The sequence below is a fragment of the Vibrio hepatarius genome, from assembly GCF_043642085.1.
GTDB lineage: Bacteria > Pseudomonadota > Gammaproteobacteria > Enterobacterales > Vibrionaceae > Vibrio > Vibrio hepatarius_C.
Genome location: NZ_JBHZSA010000001.1, coordinates 601,298 through 620,133, shown reverse-complemented (window position 1 = coordinate 620,133; position 18,836 = coordinate 601,298). Strand labels below are relative to the sequence as shown.

15 protein-coding genes are annotated in these 18,836 nt (G+C 43.8%); 6 read left to right on the top strand and 9 right to left on the bottom strand.

All coding sequences use genetic code 11. The annotated features are described in order from the left end of the window. Nucleotides 1-22 precede the first annotated feature (22 nt). Nucleotides 23-1,957 carry a PrkA family serine protein kinase gene (locus ACHUFZ_RS02730; RefSeq protein WP_394125766.1) on the bottom strand — a complete coding sequence of 645 codons (1,935 nt, stop codon included), beginning with the start codon at nt 1,955-1,957 and terminating at the stop codon, nt 23-25. A 414-nt stretch (nt 1,958-2,371) separates the two neighbouring features. Here ACHUFZ_RS02730 and ACHUFZ_RS02725 point away from each other — a divergent pair, with 414 nt between their 5' ends. Then, nucleotides 2,372-3,100 carry a MipA/OmpV family protein gene (locus ACHUFZ_RS02725; RefSeq protein WP_394125765.1) on the top strand — a complete coding sequence of 243 codons (729 nt, stop codon included), beginning with the start codon at nt 2,372-2,374 and terminating at the stop codon, nt 3,098-3,100. A 76-nt stretch (nt 3,101-3,176) separates the two neighbouring features. Here the strand turns inward: ACHUFZ_RS02725 and ACHUFZ_RS02720 are convergent, their stop codons facing one another. From ACHUFZ_RS02720 to pflA, 3 genes are all read right to left on the bottom strand, one after another. Further along, nucleotides 3,177-3,677, bottom strand: a complete 501-nt coding sequence (locus ACHUFZ_RS02720; RefSeq protein WP_053438184.1) for a YfbU family protein — start codon at nt 3,675-3,677, stop codon at nt 3,177-3,179. A 127-nt stretch (nt 3,678-3,804) separates the two neighbouring features. After that, on the bottom strand, nt 3,805-4,467 hold the full coding sequence (locus ACHUFZ_RS02715) for an energy-coupling factor ABC transporter permease (RefSeq protein WP_394125764.1): 663 nt from the start codon (nt 4,465-4,467) through the stop codon (nt 3,805-3,807). Between the two features lie 66 nt (nt 4,468-4,533). Continuing rightward, the gene (gene pflA / locus ACHUFZ_RS02710; protein WP_394125763.1) at nt 4,534-5,274 is read right to left on the bottom strand and encodes a pyruvate formate lyase 1-activating protein; all 741 of its coding nucleotides are present in this window, start codon (nt 5,272-5,274) and stop codon (nt 4,534-4,536) included. Between the two features lie 224 nt (nt 5,275-5,498). Between pflA and ACHUFZ_RS02705 the strand changes: the two genes are divergently transcribed. Then, nucleotides 5,499-7,379: a methyl-accepting chemotaxis protein gene (locus tag ACHUFZ_RS02705; protein WP_394125762.1), complete on the top strand. Its 1,881-nt coding sequence runs from the start codon at nt 5,499-5,501 to the stop codon at nt 7,377-7,379. Here ACHUFZ_RS02705 and ACHUFZ_RS02700 read toward each other — a convergent pair. From ACHUFZ_RS02700 to ACHUFZ_RS02690, 3 genes are all read right to left on the bottom strand, one after another. Continuing rightward, nucleotides 7,376-8,383, bottom strand: a complete 1,008-nt coding sequence (locus ACHUFZ_RS02700) for a lipid A deacylase LpxR family protein (protein ID WP_394125761.1) — start codon at nt 8,381-8,383, stop codon at nt 7,376-7,378. The genes ACHUFZ_RS02705 and ACHUFZ_RS02700 overlap by 4 nt on opposite strands. 178 nt (nt 8,384-8,561) lie before the next feature. Further along, nucleotides 8,562-10,838, bottom strand: coding sequence for a formate C-acetyltransferase (gene pflB, locus ACHUFZ_RS02695; RefSeq protein ID WP_394125760.1), 2,277 nt, complete (start codon nt 10,836-10,838; stop codon nt 8,562-8,564). Nucleotides 10,839-11,162: 324 nt separating this feature from the next. Continuing rightward, the gene (locus ACHUFZ_RS02690) at nt 11,163-12,710 is read right to left on the bottom strand and encodes a DUF3360 family protein (protein WP_394125759.1); all 1,548 of its coding nucleotides are present in this window, start codon (nt 12,708-12,710) and stop codon (nt 11,163-11,165) included. Between the two features lie 678 nt (nt 12,711-13,388). Here ACHUFZ_RS02690 and ACHUFZ_RS02685 point away from each other — a divergent pair. The 4 genes from ACHUFZ_RS02685 (at nt 13,389) to ACHUFZ_RS02670 (ending at nt 16,500) form a co-directional block, all read left to right on the top strand. Continuing rightward, nucleotides 13,389-14,159 (top strand): ABC transporter ATP-binding protein, encoded by a 771-nt coding sequence (locus ACHUFZ_RS02685; protein WP_053438177.1) that lies wholly within the window; start codon nt 13,389-13,391, stop codon nt 14,157-14,159. A gap of 66 nt (nt 14,160-14,225) precedes the next feature. Then, nucleotides 14,226-14,996 (top strand): ABC transporter substrate-binding protein, encoded by a 771-nt coding sequence (locus ACHUFZ_RS02680; protein ID WP_167489172.1) that lies wholly within the window; start codon nt 14,226-14,228, stop codon nt 14,994-14,996. Nucleotides 14,997-15,078: 82 nt separating this feature from the next. Further along, nucleotides 15,079-15,819 (top strand): ABC transporter permease, encoded by a 741-nt coding sequence (locus ACHUFZ_RS02675; RefSeq protein WP_126573418.1) that lies wholly within the window; start codon nt 15,079-15,081, stop codon nt 15,817-15,819. A 3-nt stretch (nt 15,820-15,822) separates the two neighbouring features. Then, the gene (locus ACHUFZ_RS02670; protein ID WP_394125758.1) at nt 15,823-16,500 is read left to right on the top strand and encodes an ABC transporter permease; all 678 of its coding nucleotides are present in this window, start codon (nt 15,823-15,825) and stop codon (nt 16,498-16,500) included. Between the two features lie 76 nt (nt 16,501-16,576). Here the strand turns inward: ACHUFZ_RS02670 and ACHUFZ_RS02665 are convergent, their stop codons facing one another. Both ACHUFZ_RS02665 and ACHUFZ_RS02660 read right to left on the bottom strand, forming a co-directional pair. Then, the gene (locus tag ACHUFZ_RS02665; RefSeq protein ID WP_053438175.1) at nt 16,577-18,259 is read right to left on the bottom strand and encodes an aspartate:alanine antiporter; all 1,683 of its coding nucleotides are present in this window, start codon (nt 18,257-18,259) and stop codon (nt 16,577-16,579) included. 193 nt (nt 18,260-18,452) lie between these two features. Beyond that, on the bottom strand, nt 18,453-18,719 hold the full coding sequence (locus ACHUFZ_RS02660; RefSeq protein ID WP_004414426.1) for a GrxA family glutaredoxin: 267 nt from the start codon (nt 18,717-18,719) through the stop codon (nt 18,453-18,455). Nucleotides 18,720-18,836 lie beyond the last annotated feature (117 nt).

Genomic DNA, 18,836 nt, shown 5'->3' with positions numbered 1-18,836 from the left:
GTCATGGGCTAAAACACTGCTATTACGACGATTTACGTACGCGTAGATACCATTCCGAAAGTAGGCGAACTTGTTTCTCTGTATAGCCTTTTTCCATCATGCGTGCGACAAAATCGTCATGCTTCTTCTGATCTTCAGAGGAGGTTTTAGTGTTAAATGAGATAACAGGTAGCAACTCTTCAGTATTTGAGAACATTTTCTTCTCAATCACGGTGCGGAGTTTCTCGTAACTGGTCCACACAGGGTTGGTGCCATTATTGTTAGCTCGTGCACGGAGTACAAAGTTAACGATTTCGTTACGGAAGTCTTTCGGGTTGCTAATGCCCGCCGTTTTTTCGATTTTTTCTAGTTCATTGTTGAGCGCAGAGCGATCAAACAGTTGGCCAGTTTCAGGGTCACGATATTCTTGATCCTGAATCCAGAAGTCAGCATAAGTGACGTAGCGGTCAAAGATGTTTTGCCCGTATTCAGAATAAGACTCTAAGTAAGCGGTCTGAATTTCTTTACCAATAAATTCTACGTAGCGAGGGACTAGGTAACCTTTCAGGAACTCTAGGTACTTCTCTGCGGTTTCTTGTGGGAACTGTTCGCGCTCGATTTGCTGCTCAATGACATAGAACAGGTGCACTGGGTTAGCGGCGACTTCGGTTTGGTCAAAGTTAAACACCCGCGATAGGATCTTAAACGCAAAACGAGTCGACAGACCGGACATTCCTTCATCAACACCAGCAAAATCGCGGTATTCTTGATAGCTTTTCGCTTTCGGATCGGTATCTTTTAATGTCTCGCCATCGTAGACACGCATTTTAGAGAAGATCGACGAATTTTCTGGCTCTTTCAGACGAGAAAGAATACTGAACTGAGAGAGTAGTTCTAATGTGCTTGGTGAGCACGGCGCTTTTGATAGCTCCGAGTGATCAAGCAGTTTCTGGTAGATCTTCACTTCTTCCGCTACACGGAGACAATATGGCACTTTAACAATGTAGACACGGTCAAGGAATGCCTCATTGTTCTTATTGTTACGGAAGGTTTGCCATTCTGATTCATTGGAGTGAGCGAGGATCATGCCGTCAAATGGTAGAGCGGATAGCCCTTCCGTACCGTTATAGTTGCCTTCTTGGGTTGCGGTAAGTAGTGGATGCAGCACTTTGATCGGTGCTTTAAACATCTCAACAAATTCCATCAAACCTTGGTTAGCTCGACATAGCGCACCAGAATAGCTGTAGGCATCTGGGTCGTCTTGTGAGTAGTGCTCTAATTGGCGAATGTCGACTTTACCCACCAAGGACGAGATATCTTGGTTGTTTTCATCACCAGGCTCTGTTTTCGCGATCGCCAGTTGGTCAAGAATAGAAGGGCGAACCTTAACAACTTTGAATTTAGAAATATCACCACCAAATTCGTGTAGTCGCTTGGCAGCCCAAGGTGACATGATTGAGCGTAAATAGCGTTTTTCGATGCCGTACTCTTGCTTCAATAAGTCACCGTCTTCACTGACATCAAATAGGCAGAAAGGGTGATCGTTGACAGGGCTACGCTCACCGTTAGCAGATAGTACGTATACTGGTACTTGTTGCATAAGTGCTTTGAGTTTTTCAGCTAAAGAAGATTTACCACCACCTACAGGGCCTAACAGGTAAAGGATCTGTTTACGTTCTTCTAAACCTTGAGCGGCGTGTTTTAGGTACGAAACGATCTGTTCAATCGCATCTTCCATACCATAGAAGTCTTTGAATGTGTCGTAACGAGAAATCACGCGATTGGAGAAAATACGACTTAGTTGTGGATCCTGTGCAGTATCAATGACCTCTGGCTCACCGATGGCCATCAGTAATCGCTCTGCTGCATTGGCGTATGCACTTTTGTCGTCTTTACATAAACCAAGGAAGTCCTGTAGGGATAGTTCCTCATCCTTTGAGGCTTCGTAGCGTGCTTGGAAATGGTCGAAAATACTCATAATGAATTCCCCTCTGAACCTGTCAAACTGACAATAAACCCGCATAGAAAAGCTAATCCTTTCTTATTTAAGCCTAGTTGGTTTTTAGAATTCTGCTTAAAAAATATGTGTTTAATTGCAATGTGTGACGAAACACTACATATCCGACCACTAATTGGCTAACCGCAGGGAATTTGGTATTTGCTTGCCAAATTAAACCAAAGGATTGGATTCATTTTTTCATGATATTTATTGCATTTACGTTACTGCTTAATCCTAGTAAGGATCCATTGGGAAAGGTTTAGATATGCGAGAAGAACACAAATTGACCATTGAATTTTGGAATGCTGTTCCATATAATTGCGCCGTCTATTTGTAATACTGATAATGTCGATAGGAATTATGTTGAAATCTTTTGTTCTGAAAAGCGTACTGATGGCTTCTGTACTAACAGCACCACTAGTGAATGCGAAAATATCTCAGTGGTCACTAGGTGTCGCTGCGTCTTATTCTCCTGCGGTATATAAAGATACGCCTTCAAACAAGACTGTGATTCCAGTGATTGGCTATGAAGGTGAGCATCTTTTCCTCAGAGGCTTTAGCGCGGGCTATCGTTTATTCCCGGTTGGGTCGCCACAAAACATTGTTTTTCGTGCCGTTTACGATCCACGTACTTTGAAGCCTGAAGATTCGGATAATTTCGCGATTCAGCAGATGGATGAGCGTAAATCGACAATTCTTGGTGGCGTTAGTTATCAATTGATTACCTTAGTTGGGATGTTTGAAGCGACAGCGGGCAGTGACTTAGGGCGAACTCACAATGGTATTTATGCAGAGGCAGCATGGCGCTTGCCAATCAGAAGAAATGGTTGGGGGATCACGCCATCGATGGGTTATGCATACAATAGTGAAAGGTTAAATAATCACCTGTATGGCGTTAGTGCAGAGGAAGCGGCAAGAGCAGGTGATCCTAGTTTGGAGTTTGACGCGGATTGGGATGGTCAGTTCTTTCTAGGTGCGTCAGCGTATATGCACTTAACCCCTAGCATTCGTCTTACAGGCGGTATCCGCTACACAAACCTTGAAGGCGATATTGAAGCAAGTCCACTGATTGAAAGCGGTGTTCACACTGCAGCTAACATTGGTGTTGCATACGTTTTCTAATCTGCCGTTCTTTAAGTGAACTGAATTAAAAAGGGGTGGCTAACAAAGCCACCCCTTTTTCAAATTTGAGGGCTTCTTAAGCGTTGAAAATTTGCTTCAATTCGTTGGCGCATAAATGGTACTGACGTGGACAGTTTTTCCATGTCGTCAGCATGCGACGGTATTTATCTAACATTGGCATTTGTGCGTTAAAATGATGCTCACCTTTGTCGAATTGAGGGTAAAGACCTTCAGAACCCGTTAAGAAGCGGACATAGTTAACTAGCTGAGCTTCTGCTGCGATATCAAAACCAAGGAAGATTAGGCGGCGTTGATCAACATCTTTTTGCTCACCTTCAGAGAGCATGTTATTTGACTCTTGCATCGCATGGTACATTTCCATGATATCGATAACTTCACGACATTCCGCTTCTACTAAGCAGCCAAAGTCTTTGTTTAACTCGCTCATTTGAAGCTCATAGCCACGTTCTACGATGGTTTGTAGGCGTTGGTATTTTGCCGCGTTTTCTGGGTTCATTTGCGACATTAGGTAATATTGATTTGATAGGATCAAACGTTGAGCGTTTGTCATTTCCATGGTGGCCTCACTAAATAATCTAATACATTTTTAATGTGCTTAGGTTATCTGTTCCTTGCGGGGTGAAACATGATCTCAACACATATTTAATATGAAAAATACAAAGAATCCGTGAGAATTTTTGTCACTATTTATGGTAGTGGTTATAGATATAGTCACGGTCGGAAAAGACTCTTAGTAATTCAGGTTTAAACACGCTCAACATGGCGAGAGTCATTCCATTGAGCAGACCTTCAGGAAAGGCGAGTAGAGGGGTAAAAACGAGGTAGTTGTCGAATATGGTTTGCCAGTCATAATCAGTGATAGCCAATAAATAGCCAGCATTCATAACCAAATGCACACTTCCGGTAATGCCGCCATTTAAGAATCCCGCGACAAAGATAAACACAAAGATATTGCGCGGAAGGTAATGATAACTTAGCAAGAAGACGCAGTAGCTTGTGGCAATAGGAATTAAAGCAGAGAAGAGTATGTGCTCTGGCAGTTGGAAGAAGGTAATTTCGCCAGAAAGTGCGATCAAAAAATAGATAACAACGGAGAGAATGAACGCGCTGCGCCATCCATACATCAAGGTTAATGCTGTAATCGCCAAAAAGTGAATCGATAGACCTTCTTTTACGCCAGCGTCCACTGACCAGAGAACAAACAGGGCGAAGACCACTCCGAAGGTAATATGCTGAAATGAACGCTCTTGTTTGAGCTTGGGCAGCAACACGTCGCGCGCATCACGCCAAGCTAGCGGAATTACACATAATATAATCAGAAGAGCGCAGAGCTCGTTTAATCCCACGTAAACCTCAAAAAAATACCAACCTGACTAGGTTGGTATTTTTTACGAATCTTGGCGAACTTGGTATCAGTATTTTACGTTAGAGTGATACTGCTCAAGAATTGATACGATAGAGTCCATGACTTCTTTCGAAGGAGGGTTGGTACCCTCTAATGGATATTCAAGGCCTAATGCTTCCCATTTATGAGCACCTAACTTGTGGTAAGGAAGCAGTTCTACTTTTTCAATATTGTCCATATCCTTAATGAACTCACCAAGCATATGTGCGGCTTCTGGATCGTCTGTGTAACCCGGAACCACAACGTAACGAATCCACGTTTTCTGGCCAATCTTTTGTAAGTAGCGGGCAAAGTCGAGCGTACGCTTGTTAGAAACACCAATAAAATCATGGTGGATCTCATCTTTCATGTGCTTGAGGTCTAGCATCACTAGATCGGTTGCTTCGAGCACTTCATCTACCACATCAGTGTGTTTACGAATGTAGCCGTTGGTGTCTAGACAAGTGTGAATACCTTCGTTGCGTGCAGCGCGGAAGAAGTCACGGACAAATTCAGGTTGAAGCATGGCTTCGCCACCAGAACAAGTCACACCACCACCTGAGGCGTTCATGAAATGGCGGTACGACTTCGCTTCATTGATGATCTCTTCAACGGTAACTTCTTTGCCATCGTGCGTGTCCCAAGTGTCACGGTTGTGGCAATACTTACAACGCATTAGACAGCCTTGCAAAAAGACAATAAAACGGATACCAGGACCGTCTACGGTTCCACACGACTCAAAAGAATGAATACGACCAGTAGTTGACATGAGCTCATCTCGTATTAGTTATTTGTGCGTTATTTTATTACAAATTGTGGGGACAAAATAGGTTTTCTCAGTGTTCTCAACGAGAAAAGCTGAATTAAGAAAAAATGCGCATATTTGCTAAAATTTATGTTATAAAATTGTTTCATTGATATAAAAAACAATAACAATAACTTACAACAGTATGGCAAGGTTTTTTACATCTAATTGATGCAAAGGAACTTTTTATGGATATGCTTGCGTTCTCTCAAAAACAAAAGGTGACACTGTTTTTGATTATTTTGACGATAGGATTTGTTTCTCTCGCCACATTCACGTCTAGTCGATTGTCACATATGAAAGATCAGTATCACAGCAGTGGTGATATTGCTAAGGGCTCCTTGTCTATTTATCAAACTCAAAGTGAGATTCTCACTTTAGGCGGAGAGCTCGATACGATGACGGGGTCACGTGTCGCTGAAACGAAAAACGTTATTGAGGACGTAGTAAAAGCGATTGAACAAGACTCTCAGTTTCTCACTAAAGTTGGTTTAAACCAGCAAGCTCAAAGCCTTAATGAAAGCGTCATGAGCTTTCGTAGTTCGGTTATGCCTTGGCTAACGTTAAAGCAAGAGATGGGCTTTAATATTGATGAAGGCAAACTTGGCCAATTAAAACAGCTCGCGACAGTGATTGAACAAAAGATCATTGAAACCGGTATGGTTACGCTCAATTCTGACTTCCAAGCCATGGTCAAGTCGCAACAAAACTATTTGCTGCAACCGACCGAAGACAACTTAAAGCTATTTAATCGTGCGATGGGCAGTTTTGAGAGTATGTCTAATGTGTATGCGATGCTCGAGTTATATGAAAAGGAAATAGAGCAATATAAGCAGACCTTTACTCGGGTTGCAGAGCTTTCGCAGCAGTTAGGCGTTGTAGAGCAGCAACTTGAAGTGTCTAAGAATGAAATGACCCAACTGATTGGTAATATTACCTCTGATTTAGGGGGGATTAGTGAAAACTATCAACAAGTTGCAGAAAAAGCCTCGACCCAGACTATGTGGTCGATCATGGTAGCCTGTGTTGTATTAGCCGTGTTTACCATTTCAATCTCTGGTATGCAGAGTGCGTCGATGTCTCGTTCTTTGAATCGCACCAAGGAAGTTCTTCATAGCTTGTCTCTGGGGGATCTTTCTCAGCGTATGACACCGGCAAAAAATCCGAATGATGAATTCAATCAGCTCGCGACTAGCATTAACCAAAGTTGTGAAAATTTAGGTGAGTTGGTATCGGGCGTACAATTAAGCAGCCAAGAACTTTCGGGCAATGCAGCTGAGCTTAATCAAGGGTTAGATATGCTGGTTCATCACCAGTCTGAAGTCTTAGGTCAGACTCAACTGCTTGCTTCTGCAACCGAAGAGGTGAGTGTGACCACTCAAGAAGTCTCTAATTCACTTGAGTTTGTGGCAGAAATAAGCCGCTCTTCAACTCACGCAGCGGAAGAGGGGGCAAAGGTGATTGGCTCCGCGATTGGCTCTTTAGAAGAGGTCGGCGCGATCATGACCTCTGCGGCTGGGCATATTAAGCAGTTAGAAGAAGCGTCGTCAAAAGTTGACTCTGTTATGGAGATCATCAACGGGATTGCTGAACAAACTAACTTACTTGCTTTGAATGCGGCTATTGAAGCAGCGAGAGCAGGGGAGCAAGGGCGAGGTTTTGCCGTCGTTGCCGATGAGGTGCGTAGCCTTGCAGTACGTACCGTTGATGCTGTTACCGAAATCTCAGGAACCATCGATACCATGAAGAAAGAGAGTGCAGAGGTGATTCAATACATTGGTCAGTCCGAATCTTCAATGACTGCAGGCCGCGAGAAAGGTCACGAAGCTATGGATGCACTTAAACTGATCACTGAAAAGGCAGATGAAGCATCGCATCAAACAGAAGTCATTTTTACCTCAATTAAAGAGCTTGCGACCACTAGTCAGTCAATGGCAGATAACATGACACAGATATCCTCGGCGATGAAAGAGCTTGAAGAGAATAACGCGCAGTTGAAGAGTGTCAGTGGAGCGGTAGAGCAGAGAGCTGGCAGCCTCAATCAAGACTGCCAGAAATTTACGATTTAGAAGAAAGCGTAAAAAGTGATAGCGCCTGTGCCGTATACGGATTCAGGCGCGTCTTTGTAATCCGGCGTCTTTACGGTTGCCGTTAATGTGGCACCGAACATTTGGTTGTACCAAGCAAAACCAGTCACACCCGTCGCTTGGACATTTTCTAATTCAACATCATAGATACTAGGATCTTCGCCATTAGCAATCGCATATTCATCAACACCAGGGCGGTCACCTTCGATAGTAATATCATTGAAGCGATAGCGTGCTTCTGCACCAGCGAAGAAGAACCAACCGCCTTTTGAAGCGCCTAGCATGCCCGCTCTAAACGGATTCTCGTTGTCGATGTTAGCAGCACCCATACTACCGCCTAGATCGGCACCCCAACGGAACATTAAACCAGTGGATACATCGCTGCGGAAGTTACCGACATTAATCTCAGATACGTTTGATACTTCCCAATCGGTATTGGCAACAGAACGCTGACGAATCAAGTTGAAGTGGCTTAAGTAGCCAATACTACCGACCACTTCATTGTCGATTTGATAGCCCCAGCCATTTGGCTCATCTGACTTGGTGATTGAATGGACTAACTTTTGCGCCTCTTCCGAAAGGGAGTTCTCACCCGTTGTACCAATGGTTAGATTGAATCGCTGTGCTTGTTGAGGGTGCAAACTGATGTAATTGAACTCACCATGTAAGTAACCCGCATAAGGACGATCATTGATCATTGGCTCGGTCGCTTCGATATCCGAAGGCGTATACATTTTGTGGCCTAAAGTGAACTCAAACTTATCTAATGACGCACCACCCCAATAAGAAAGACTCAATGGACTAAAGAGTGAATAAGGCGTAATGGCTCCACTGGTATAACTCAGGAAAATACCATTGGTATAGTCTTGGTCAACGCCAAAAACCCCATCATTATCAAGCGAAAATTGGATGGTTGATTTTTCCGAGGCAAAAGATGCCGTAGAGGCCAATACAAGTGGCAGCAGCAGTGCGTGGTTTAACTTCATTTGATTGTGCTTCACAAAATAATTGAGCTGATAGTACAGGATAAATTGATACAAATGGTAGCAATAAATGGGCCAGCTGAAGGGAAGTGTGTGCGAAATCGCTGAAAGCGGGAAATTTGATAATTTGAAATAATAAAGCCCCGCGTTTGCGGGGCTTTAGTCAATCATTTAACTGAGATTATAGAGACTCAGTAAATGTACGTGCGATTACGTCTTTTTGCTGCTCAACAGTTAGAGAGTTGAAACGAACTGCGTAACCTGATACACGGATTGTTAGCTGAGGGTAGTTCTCAGGGTGCTTAACTGCGTCTTCTAGAGTTTCACGGTTAAGAACGTTAACGTTCAGGTGTTGGCCGCCTTCGATGCCTTGCTCATGGTGGAAGTAACCATCCATAAGACCAGCAAGGTTAGCGCGCTGTGAACCTTCTTCTTTACCTAGTGCATTTGGCACGATAGAGAATGTGTAAGAGATACCATCTTTTGCATCAGCAAACGGTAGTTTACCTACAGAAGTCAGTGAAGCTACAGCACCTTTCTCATCGCGACCGTGCATTGGGTTAGCACCTGGAGCAAATGGAGCACCTGCTTTACGACCGTCTGGCGTAGTACCAGTCTTCTTACCGTATACCACGTTTGAAGTGATAGTTAAGATAGACTGAGTTGGAACTGCATCGCGGTAAGTCTTAAGCTTACGGATTTTACCCATGAAGTTAGAAACAAGTTCACAAGCCATGTCATCAACACGTGCGTCGTTGTTACCAAATTTAGGGTAGTCGCCTTCGATTTCGAAGTCGATTGCGATGCCATCTTCGTCACGGATAGGCTTAACCTTACCGTATTTGATTGCAGATAGAGAGTCAGCTGCAACAGATAGACCAGCGATACCACAAGCCATAGTACGACGAACGTCACGGTCATGAAGAGCCATTAGAGCTGCTTCGTAGCTGTATTTGTCGTGTGAGTAGTGGATTGCGTTTAGCGCAGTCACGTATTGCTTAGCTAGCCAATCCATTAGGTTGTCTAGACCAGCCCAAACTTTGTCGAAGTCTAGAACTTCGTCAGTCATTGCTTCAGCCTTAGGACCTACTTGGATCTTAAGCTTCTCATCTACACCGCCGTTGATAACGTAAAGTAGAGTCTTAGCTAGGTTTGCACGAGCACCGAAGAATTGCATGTGCTTACCAATAACCATTGGAGATACACAACAAGCGATAGCGTAGTCATCGTTGTCGAAATCTGGACGCATTAGGTCATCGTTTTCGTACTGGATAGAAGAAGTATCGATAGATACTTTCGCACAGAACTTCTTGAAGCCGTCAGGTAGCTGCTCAGACCAAAGTACAGTGATGTTTGGCTCTGGAGAAGGGCCCATAGTGTATAGCGTGTTTAGGAAACGGAAGTTAGTACGTGTAACTAGCGTACGACCGTCAACACCCATACCACCCATAGATTCTGTTGCCCAGATTGGGTCGCCAGAGAATAGCTCATCATACTCAGGAGTACGTAGGAAACGAACCATACGTAGTTTCATTACGAAGTGGTCGATCATTTCCTGAGCTTGTTCTTCAGTGATGATGCCAGCTGCGATGTCACGCTCAACGTATACGTCAAGGAAAGTCGAAGTACGACCTAGAGACATTGCTGCGCCGTTTTGAGATTTAACCGCTGCTAGGTAACCAAAGTAAGTCCACTGGATAGCTTCTTGAGCTGTCGTCGCAGGACCAGAAATGTCGTAGCCGTAAGATGCTGCCATTTCTTTCATTTGACCTAGTGCACGGTGCTGCTCTTGAATCTCTTCACGAAGTTGCATCGTCATTTGTAGATCGTCGCCAGACTCTAGCTTCTCTTGAGTAGAGTGGAATTGAGCTACTTTGTCTTTGATTAGGAAATCTACACCGTATAGTGCGACACGACGGTAGTCACCGATGATACGACCACGACCGTATGCATCTGGAAGACCAGTTAGAACACCAGACTTACGACATTTTAGGATGTCTGGAGAGTAAACATCGAAAACACCTTGGTTGTGTGTTTTACGGTACTCAGAGTAGATTTTAGAAACTTGTGGATCAAGCGTACGACCGTATGCTTTACAAGAACCTTCGATCATACGTACGCCGCCGTTAGGCATGATTGCACGCTTAAGCGGAGCTTCAGTTTGTAGACCTACGATAGTTTCTAGGTCTTTGTTAATGTAACCAGCATCATGTGAAGTGATGGTAGAGATAACAGAAGTATCGAAATCAACAGGTGCGTGAGTCGCGTTTTCCTGCTTGATGCCTTCCATTACTTTAGCCCAAAGCGCGTTAGTTGCTTCAGTACCTTCAGAAACAAGGAAAGACTCGTCGCCTTCATATGGTGTGTAGTTCTTCTGAATGAAGTCGCGAACGTTTACTTCGTTTTGCCAATCACCGTTAGCAAAACCTTCCCAAGCTTTAGCAAATTGCTCTGCCATGACATACCTACCTTTTTAGTAGAAAAAACACGTACCTTGCTAACTGTTGAGCCAGCTAGTTTCCCATTGCTGGGGCGGTACACTCTTATGAATAACAATATGTATAGTCTTTAAAATCGATCAGTCAAATTCGTGTAAAACTATAGATATTGCCACTGCTATTTAAATGGTTACTGATTAACTTACTTTCAAGAGTATGCTAAAAAAATTTTGCAAACCTTAAACTAAATCAATAAATGGCCAATTTATTAAATTATTTTTTAAAATAAATCTTGTTATTCAAAAAAAGTTGAGAGCCCAATGAGGCTCTCAACACCTTTCTGCTTATAGGAACGCAGGGATTCCGTACTGACCTTCTAGCATACCAACTGCTAGCATAGCAACTAGACAGATAACAAGTACACCTACAGGGATAACGATCTTATCGACGAATGATAGGCGTGCTGCACGCTCTTTATCACCGATTAGACCGTTGTTATCTAGTAGCATTGTTAATGCCCAAGCGAGTACAGGGTTCACGACTGCAGAGCCAAAGATACAGATACCTGCAGCTTGTGAATCTTTGCTGTCTTTAACCATCTGCATACCCGCTTCAAGTAATGGTAAAGATACACCTACAAGAAGAGCAACACGCATTACTGGTGGCCATACCGCGATATCCATTGGGAAGCCAAGAATAGCAACGATGATACATAGTGAACCAAGTAGAATCGCACCAGCTGGGATTGGACGTTTAGCAATCGCCGCTGGGATCATGTACGTACCCCAAGATGAAGTGATGTTACCACCGCCCACTGCTGTACCAACCATTTGGCGAACAGAACACATAGTCATAGTGTCATCAACGTCCATCAGTACTTTTTCAGACTTTTTAGGGTAGTTCAGTTCTTGGAAAATACGGTGACCAAGGAAATCAGGTGACCACATCGCAACCGCTAAGATAGCGAATGGAAGAGACGCAATGAAGTGCTGAACATTTGGTAGGCCAAGCATCCAACCTTCTTCTGTACTGCCCCACCAGTACACTGGGTTTAGGTTAGGAAGACCAGTTTCTGTTACGAATTTGATATCGAAACCTGCGCCTAGCACAAGAGCAATAGTAAGACCTGTGAATGCACACACTGGGATTGCTAGCCAACGCTTATTCACTTTTGCTAGGAATGCGTATAGGGCAATTGTTACGGCTAGAACGATTAGACCAACATAACCCATGCTACCTGCGGCTACTGTGTCTGATTGCAGACCAACAGCCCAAGTTTGGATTGAGTTGATTTGGCTCATTGTACCGGTCAAACCAAGGAAGATAAGCAAGCCACCCGCTGTCCCTTGTGAGGTAAGGTTAACCAGCTTCGAACCACCTTTAAGCAGACTCAGGATTAACCCGAATACACCAATTAGAATTGCCAATGCAAGAGGGTGTGCACCCGCTAGAGCGATTGTGCCGATAAGAGGGATCATTGGCCCGTGGTTACCTGCTAGGTTAGCTTTAGGGTTAATAAAGCCAGAAGCAAGCACACAGAAAAGGAGTGCAGGGATAAGCATTTCTACACGCGCAACTTCAATCGCAAAATCTTTGCCTAAGTTAACGTGATCCCATGCAGCGGTAAGGCCTTCAGCCCAAGACATCATTACCGCAGAGTACATTGCGATAATGCCGATAGTACCAGCAAGAGCAGGAACTAAGTCTTCTAGTTCGAAACGGAAGTCACGACCTGGAAGGTTCAAACCGAAGCGGCGTGGCTTCATGATTTGTAGTTCGTGATCTAGGTAATCTGAACGGCTTTCAAATTCAGAAGCTGGACGGTGCAGCTCTTTATAGCTCTTGTTTTCGATATCCGAATCAGAGTGCGGCTTATTTACTGCGTCTGACATAGATTCCTCATATTCAAAAATGGTTAATAATTCTTCAATATACGACCCGATTATTATTCTATGACGGTCGTACTATATAAAACCTGGCTTAGCTTCCTGCAATTGAACCCTGGTCACCTTAGCTGTAGCACAATGTTAGTGAGCTTAGCGTAGAGGATTTAAAAGATAAAAAATATGCCTATTGAGGCTTTTATCTTTGAGGCGAGTGTAACGTGCTAACCCTTAAGAGTGATTGATTTAGATCACTTTATGAAAGGTTGTGAAAGAAAACTACACAACTGCGAATCTAATGCGCGATTACTGCCAATTTCAGTGAAATATAATTTCATAACTTGAGCGAAATTAACGGCTTAAACGGGAGGATAATCGGCACGATTATTAGAAATGAGACGATTAAGTGAGTTGGATCTTGTTTTTATAAAATTGTTAATTGGCTATAAGTTGGTCTTAATGTGTGTTTGAGTGGTTTTATGCGTTAAATGAAGTTTATTTATCTGTATTGAGCATTTTTACTCATATAAAGTGACTGTATATCTTAACTTTGTAGGTTAATAATTTGTTGCAACTTCAGCGGGGTAGTGCTAATTTGTATCGCAATGTGGGTGGAACCCAGCAGTCAACCAATCGTTTTCAGAACTGGAAGCGGCTGGTCATAATAAAGACAGGGAGTAATAGCGCATGAATGATGTACCAGCGCTGGACATAAAAGAACTGCACAAAACATTTGGACAAAATGAAGTATTAAAGGGCATCTCATTGGAAGCCCACAAAGGGGACGTAATCTCTATTATCGGTTCATCAGGTTCCGGTAAAAGTACCTTTCTCAGATGTATTAACCTTTTAGAAACGCCGACTGCGGGCGAGATTTGGGTAAACGGCGAGTTAATCCAAATGAAAAATAATCGTCAAGGTGAAGCAGTTCCAGCCAACGAAAAACAAGTTCAACGTATTCGATCTCGCTTAGCGATGGTTTTCCAAGGCTTTAACCTATGGTCGCATATGACGGTTCTTGAAAACGTCATTGAAGCGCCGATTCATGTGCTTGGTGTACCAAAAGCTCAAGCCATCGAAAACGCTGAAATGTTGTTGAAGAAAGTTGGCTTATACGAGCGCAAAGATTACTACCCAGGTCACCTTTCTGGTGGTCAACAGCAACGTGCCGCTATTGCGCGTGCCTTAGCGGTTGACCCTGAAGTAATGCTATTCGATGAACCTACCTCAGCTCTTGACCCTGAGTTAGTCGGAGAAGTGCTAGGGGTTATGAGAGATTTGGCAGAAGAGGGACGTACCATGTTAGTGGTTACCCACGAAATGGCTTTCGCCCGCGATGTGTCTAATCACGTTATGTTCTTACATCAAGGATTAGTTGAAGAACAAGGTAACCCATCTAAACTATTTACGAACCCGGACTCTGAGAGATTGCAGCAGTTCATTTCGTCAATTTACTAATCGCCGTACAACGGCAAACACAACAAGTACGTTTAAAATAAAAATCACAATATCAGGAGTATGGAAATGAAAAAGTGGTTATTAGCAGCAACATTAGCAGCTACCGCAGTTACAGGTGTGGCACAAGCAAAGGATTGGAAAACAGTTCGTTTCGGAATTGAAGGCGCATACCCTCCTTTTAGCTGGACAGAAGCCGATGGCTCACTGAAAGGCTTTGATGTCGATATGGCAAACGCACTTTGTGCAGAGATGCAGGTGAAATGTAAGATCGTACCTCAAGACTGGGATGGCATTATTCCTTCGCTGCTTGCGCGTAAGTACGACGCAATCATTGCGGCAATGTCTATTACTGAAGAGCGTAAAAAGAAAATCGATTTCACTGGTAAATACGCGCTTATCCCAAATAAATTTATCGCTAAGAAAGGCGCTGGTTTAGATTTCGATAACCTAGACGGTCAGAAAATCGCTGTACAGCGTGCAACAACGCACGATAAGTACCTAACTGATAACTACGGTGACAAAGTATCAATCGTTCGTTACGGTTCATTCGATGAAGCTTACCTAGATCTTGCTAACGGTCGTGTTGCAGCAGTACTGGGTGATGCATCTGCGCTTGAAGAAGGTGTACTAAACAAAGCGGGTGGCGAAGCGTACGAATTCGTTGGTCCATCACTGACTGACCCTAAATGGTTCGGTGAAGGTTTTGGTATCGCTGTTCGTAAGCAAGACAAAGATCTAACTAAGAAGCTAGACGCAGCTATCCTATCTCTACGTGACAAGGGTGTTTACCAAGAGATTGCAGCGAAATACTTCAACTACGACGTTTACGGTCAGTAAACGTTGAGTAATGGCCGTCCGTTTTTGTTCCTAGGAGTATAACTGACGGCCTTTTTAAAGTTTAGGGATCAGGAACAGACCTATGCTGGATTTACAAGGATATGAAGCCTCTATTTTAAAAGGGGCCGTAGTGACCATTGAGGTTGCTTTGTTGTCACTGCTGGTGGCGATGATTTTAGGCATGCTTGGTGCTCTCGCAAAAATGGCACCCTATCGCTGGGCAAGAGCTATTGCGACACTTTATACCACCGTTATTCGTGGCATTCCGGACTTAGTTCTGATGATGCTGATCTTCTTTGGTGGACAAATTCTTCTCAACAACAGCCTTTACTCAATCAATGAATGGCTCAACGAGTGGTTTGCATCAAGCAACCCTGAGCATGAGTGGACATCCTATTTACCGGATTACATTGACGTGAGCCCGTTTGTGGCTGGTGTATTGACTATTGGCTTTATCTTTGGCGCCTATATGGCTGAAACCTTCCGTGGCGCGATTATGGCCGTTGACCGTGGTGAGCTAGAAGCTGCAAAAGCGTATGGTATGAGCTCATTCCTAGCGTTCCGCCGTATTCTTCTACCGCAAATGATTCGTCATGCATTACCGGGTTTTGGTAACAACTGGTTAGTCCTGTTAAAGACCACGGCACTTGTTTCTATCATTGGCTTAGAAGATATGGTCCGCGTGAGTGCATTGGCCGCAGGCTCGACGAAAATGCCATTTACCTTCTATATGGCCGTTGCCTTGATTTTCTTATTCTTTACCAGTGTCTCGACAGGGTTCTTGAAGATGGTAGAGCGCAAATTTAGTATTCATGCGAGGTAAGAAATGGATTTCTCTTTGATTATCGATAGCCTACCGATTTATTTGGACGGTCTTTGGACAACGGCGTGGCTAGTTGGCGCCGCACTGATCATCGGTTTGATTGTGGCAATTCCATTAGGTGTTGCTCGTAATAGCTCGAACTATTTATTTAATGGGCCAAGTTGGGCGTTTATCTACTTCTTCCGTGGAACGCCGTTGCTTGTTCAACTTTACTTAATCTACTACGGTATGGACCAGTTTTTCCCAGTGAAAGATACCTTGTGGGAGAATGCATGGTTCTGTGCGCTGGTGGCATTTGTACTTAATACCTCTGCTTACACTGCTGAAATCATTCGCGGTGCGATTAACGGTTTACCAAAAGGTGAAGTTGAAGCAGCGAAAGCGTACGGCATGAGTACCTTTAAAACCTACCGACGCATCATATTACCAAGTGCACTCCGCCGTGCGTTACCTGCCTACAGTAATGAAGTGATCTTTATGCTGCATGGCAGTGCGGTTGCCGGTATTGTCACTATTGTCGACCTGACAGGTGCTGCTCGCCTAGTCAACTCACGCTACTATGCACCATTTGAGTCATTCTTAACTGCTGGCCTATTCTATATGGCATTGACGTTCATCATTCTTGGTTGCTTCAAGTTTGCCGAGAAACGATTCTTAGCTTACATGAGACCATTAAGCTAACTCTTTTAGGGTGTTTGAATGAAAAAAGGCTTCCGATTTGGAAGCCTTTTTTGTTTCTGAATAGAGAGTTCAAACACTAACTCAATATGATCAGGACAGTACCTGCCAGCGTCATTAATATATTGGCTATCGCGTAAGTACCCGCATAACCTAACGCTGGAATCGTCGATTTAGCGTAGTCGTTAACAATATCCATCGCAGGAGCACAGGTGCGCGCGCCAATGATGGCACCAAACAGTAAAGCTCGGTTCATCTTGAGTATGTAAGCGCCGACCAAGTACGCCAGCACGACAGGCACAACGCTGACCAAAAACGCGAGGCCAATAACTTGCGGACCCACTTGTGATAGGTGTTCAAACATCTTACCACCGGCACTTAAACCGATCCCGACCATAAAGAACATCAGACCAAGATCTTTGACCATATTTAGCGCACCTTGAGGTACATAGCCAAAAGTAGGGTGGTTTGCTCTTAAGAAGCCCAGAGTGATACCTGATAGCAGGAGACCTACCGCATTACCTAGTCCGAATGAGACTTGGCCGAATGTCATGGTGATCAAACCAAACATAATACCTAAGATGAAGAAGCTACAAAAAGCGAGTAGATCTGCCATCTGACTATGAATCGAGATGAAACCGATTTTTTCAGCTAGACCGTGAACACGACTTTTCTCACCACTCACCTGTAGGACGTCACCTTTAGCAAGAACGATATCAAGGTCCATCGGCATTTCGATCTGTGCTCTGACAACTCGGTTTAGGAAACAGCCGTACTCAGATAAGTTTAAATCTGATAAGCGTTTACCTGCGATAGAGTCACTTTTTACTACTATTTCTTCTTCAACAATGCGAAGGTCGAGTAGGTTGCGGTCGAATACTTCTTTACCGTTTCGGAAACTTGGATCCAGTCGAGCGTGGCTATCAGGGAAGCCTACTAGGGCAATCTCATCGCCTTGTTGTAGAATCGCGTCACCATCTGGGTGCGCGAGAATGCCGTTACGACGAATACGCTCGATGTAACAGCCCGTCTGGCGATAGATGCCTAACTCACGTAGGTTTTTGCCATCAATCCAGTCAATAAGCTCTTGACCTACACGGTAAGCGCGGATAATCGGCAAATAGACCTTACGTTGACCTGAACTGCCTAAGCCGCGTTCTTGAGCGATTTGTTGAGCAGAATCAGAGAGGTTTTGCTTTTGCAGCTTCGGCAGTAACTTAGCAAACATGATCATGCTAATCAGACCCACCAAGTAAGCCATAGCATAACCTACAGATAAGTTTTCGATTACCTGGGCAAAATCCATGTTTCTTGGTGTAGTCGCTAAACCGGAATTTAGTGCATCTTGCGCACCTACCAGCACAGGCGTCGAAGTAAGAGCACCCGCCATCATACCGGCAGAAAGACCGAAATCGAGACCAAAGTGGTGGCTAGCAAAGTAAGTAATACATAGTGCAGTCGTAAGTACGACCATACTTAATATGAAGTAGTGCTTGCCGTCTCTGAAGAAGATACCAAAGAAGTTTGGACCTGCTTCGATACCAACGCAGTAAATAAACAGCATAAAGCCAATGGTTAAAGCATCAGCATTGAAGGTGAAACCTAGGTGGCCCATAACTAGCGAGGTAATTAATACGCCAATTGAGTTACCGAGTTGTAAGTTGCCAAAGCGCACTTTTCCGATACCAAGGCCGATAGCCAAGACAACGAAGATCAATAGGATTGGGTTTTGTTCTAACAGGAGTACGACGTCTATGTTCACGGGCAATACTTGTTTGTGCCGAGGGGATTAATTAAGTGTGCGAATTGTATCTGATTATTGCAAAAAGATAAGTGAAATATTTTATAATTGACTATTAGTTTACTTAGTCAATTCAGTGCACACGAGTGAAGTGAATCAACTGAGCTGCGGGCATAAAAAAAGCCGCGTTAAGCGGCTTTTTTCGAAAAATCGATTACTCAGCGAATAGGCCTAGGTGCTCTTTCGCGTATGCTTCGAAATCATCACAGCCACCGATGTGCTCTTGATCAACGAAGATTTGAGGAACAGTTTCAACAGGCTTACCTACAGTCTTTTCTAGGTCAGCTTTAGAGATACCTTCTGCGTGGATATCTACGTAGCGGTAGTTGAAATCATCGCGTTGTGCTTTAAGTGTTTCAGCGTGCTCTTTTGCACGAACACAGAAAGGACAAGCTGGGCGACCAAAGATAACAACGAACATATTTCTTTCTCCTTTAATTTGATACCTGCAACTATGCACGAATCATAGCGGGAAATAAAGTGGCATTTGCCTGTTGTTTCGATAGGTGAAATCTATCGAACAAATTTTAAGCCTTAT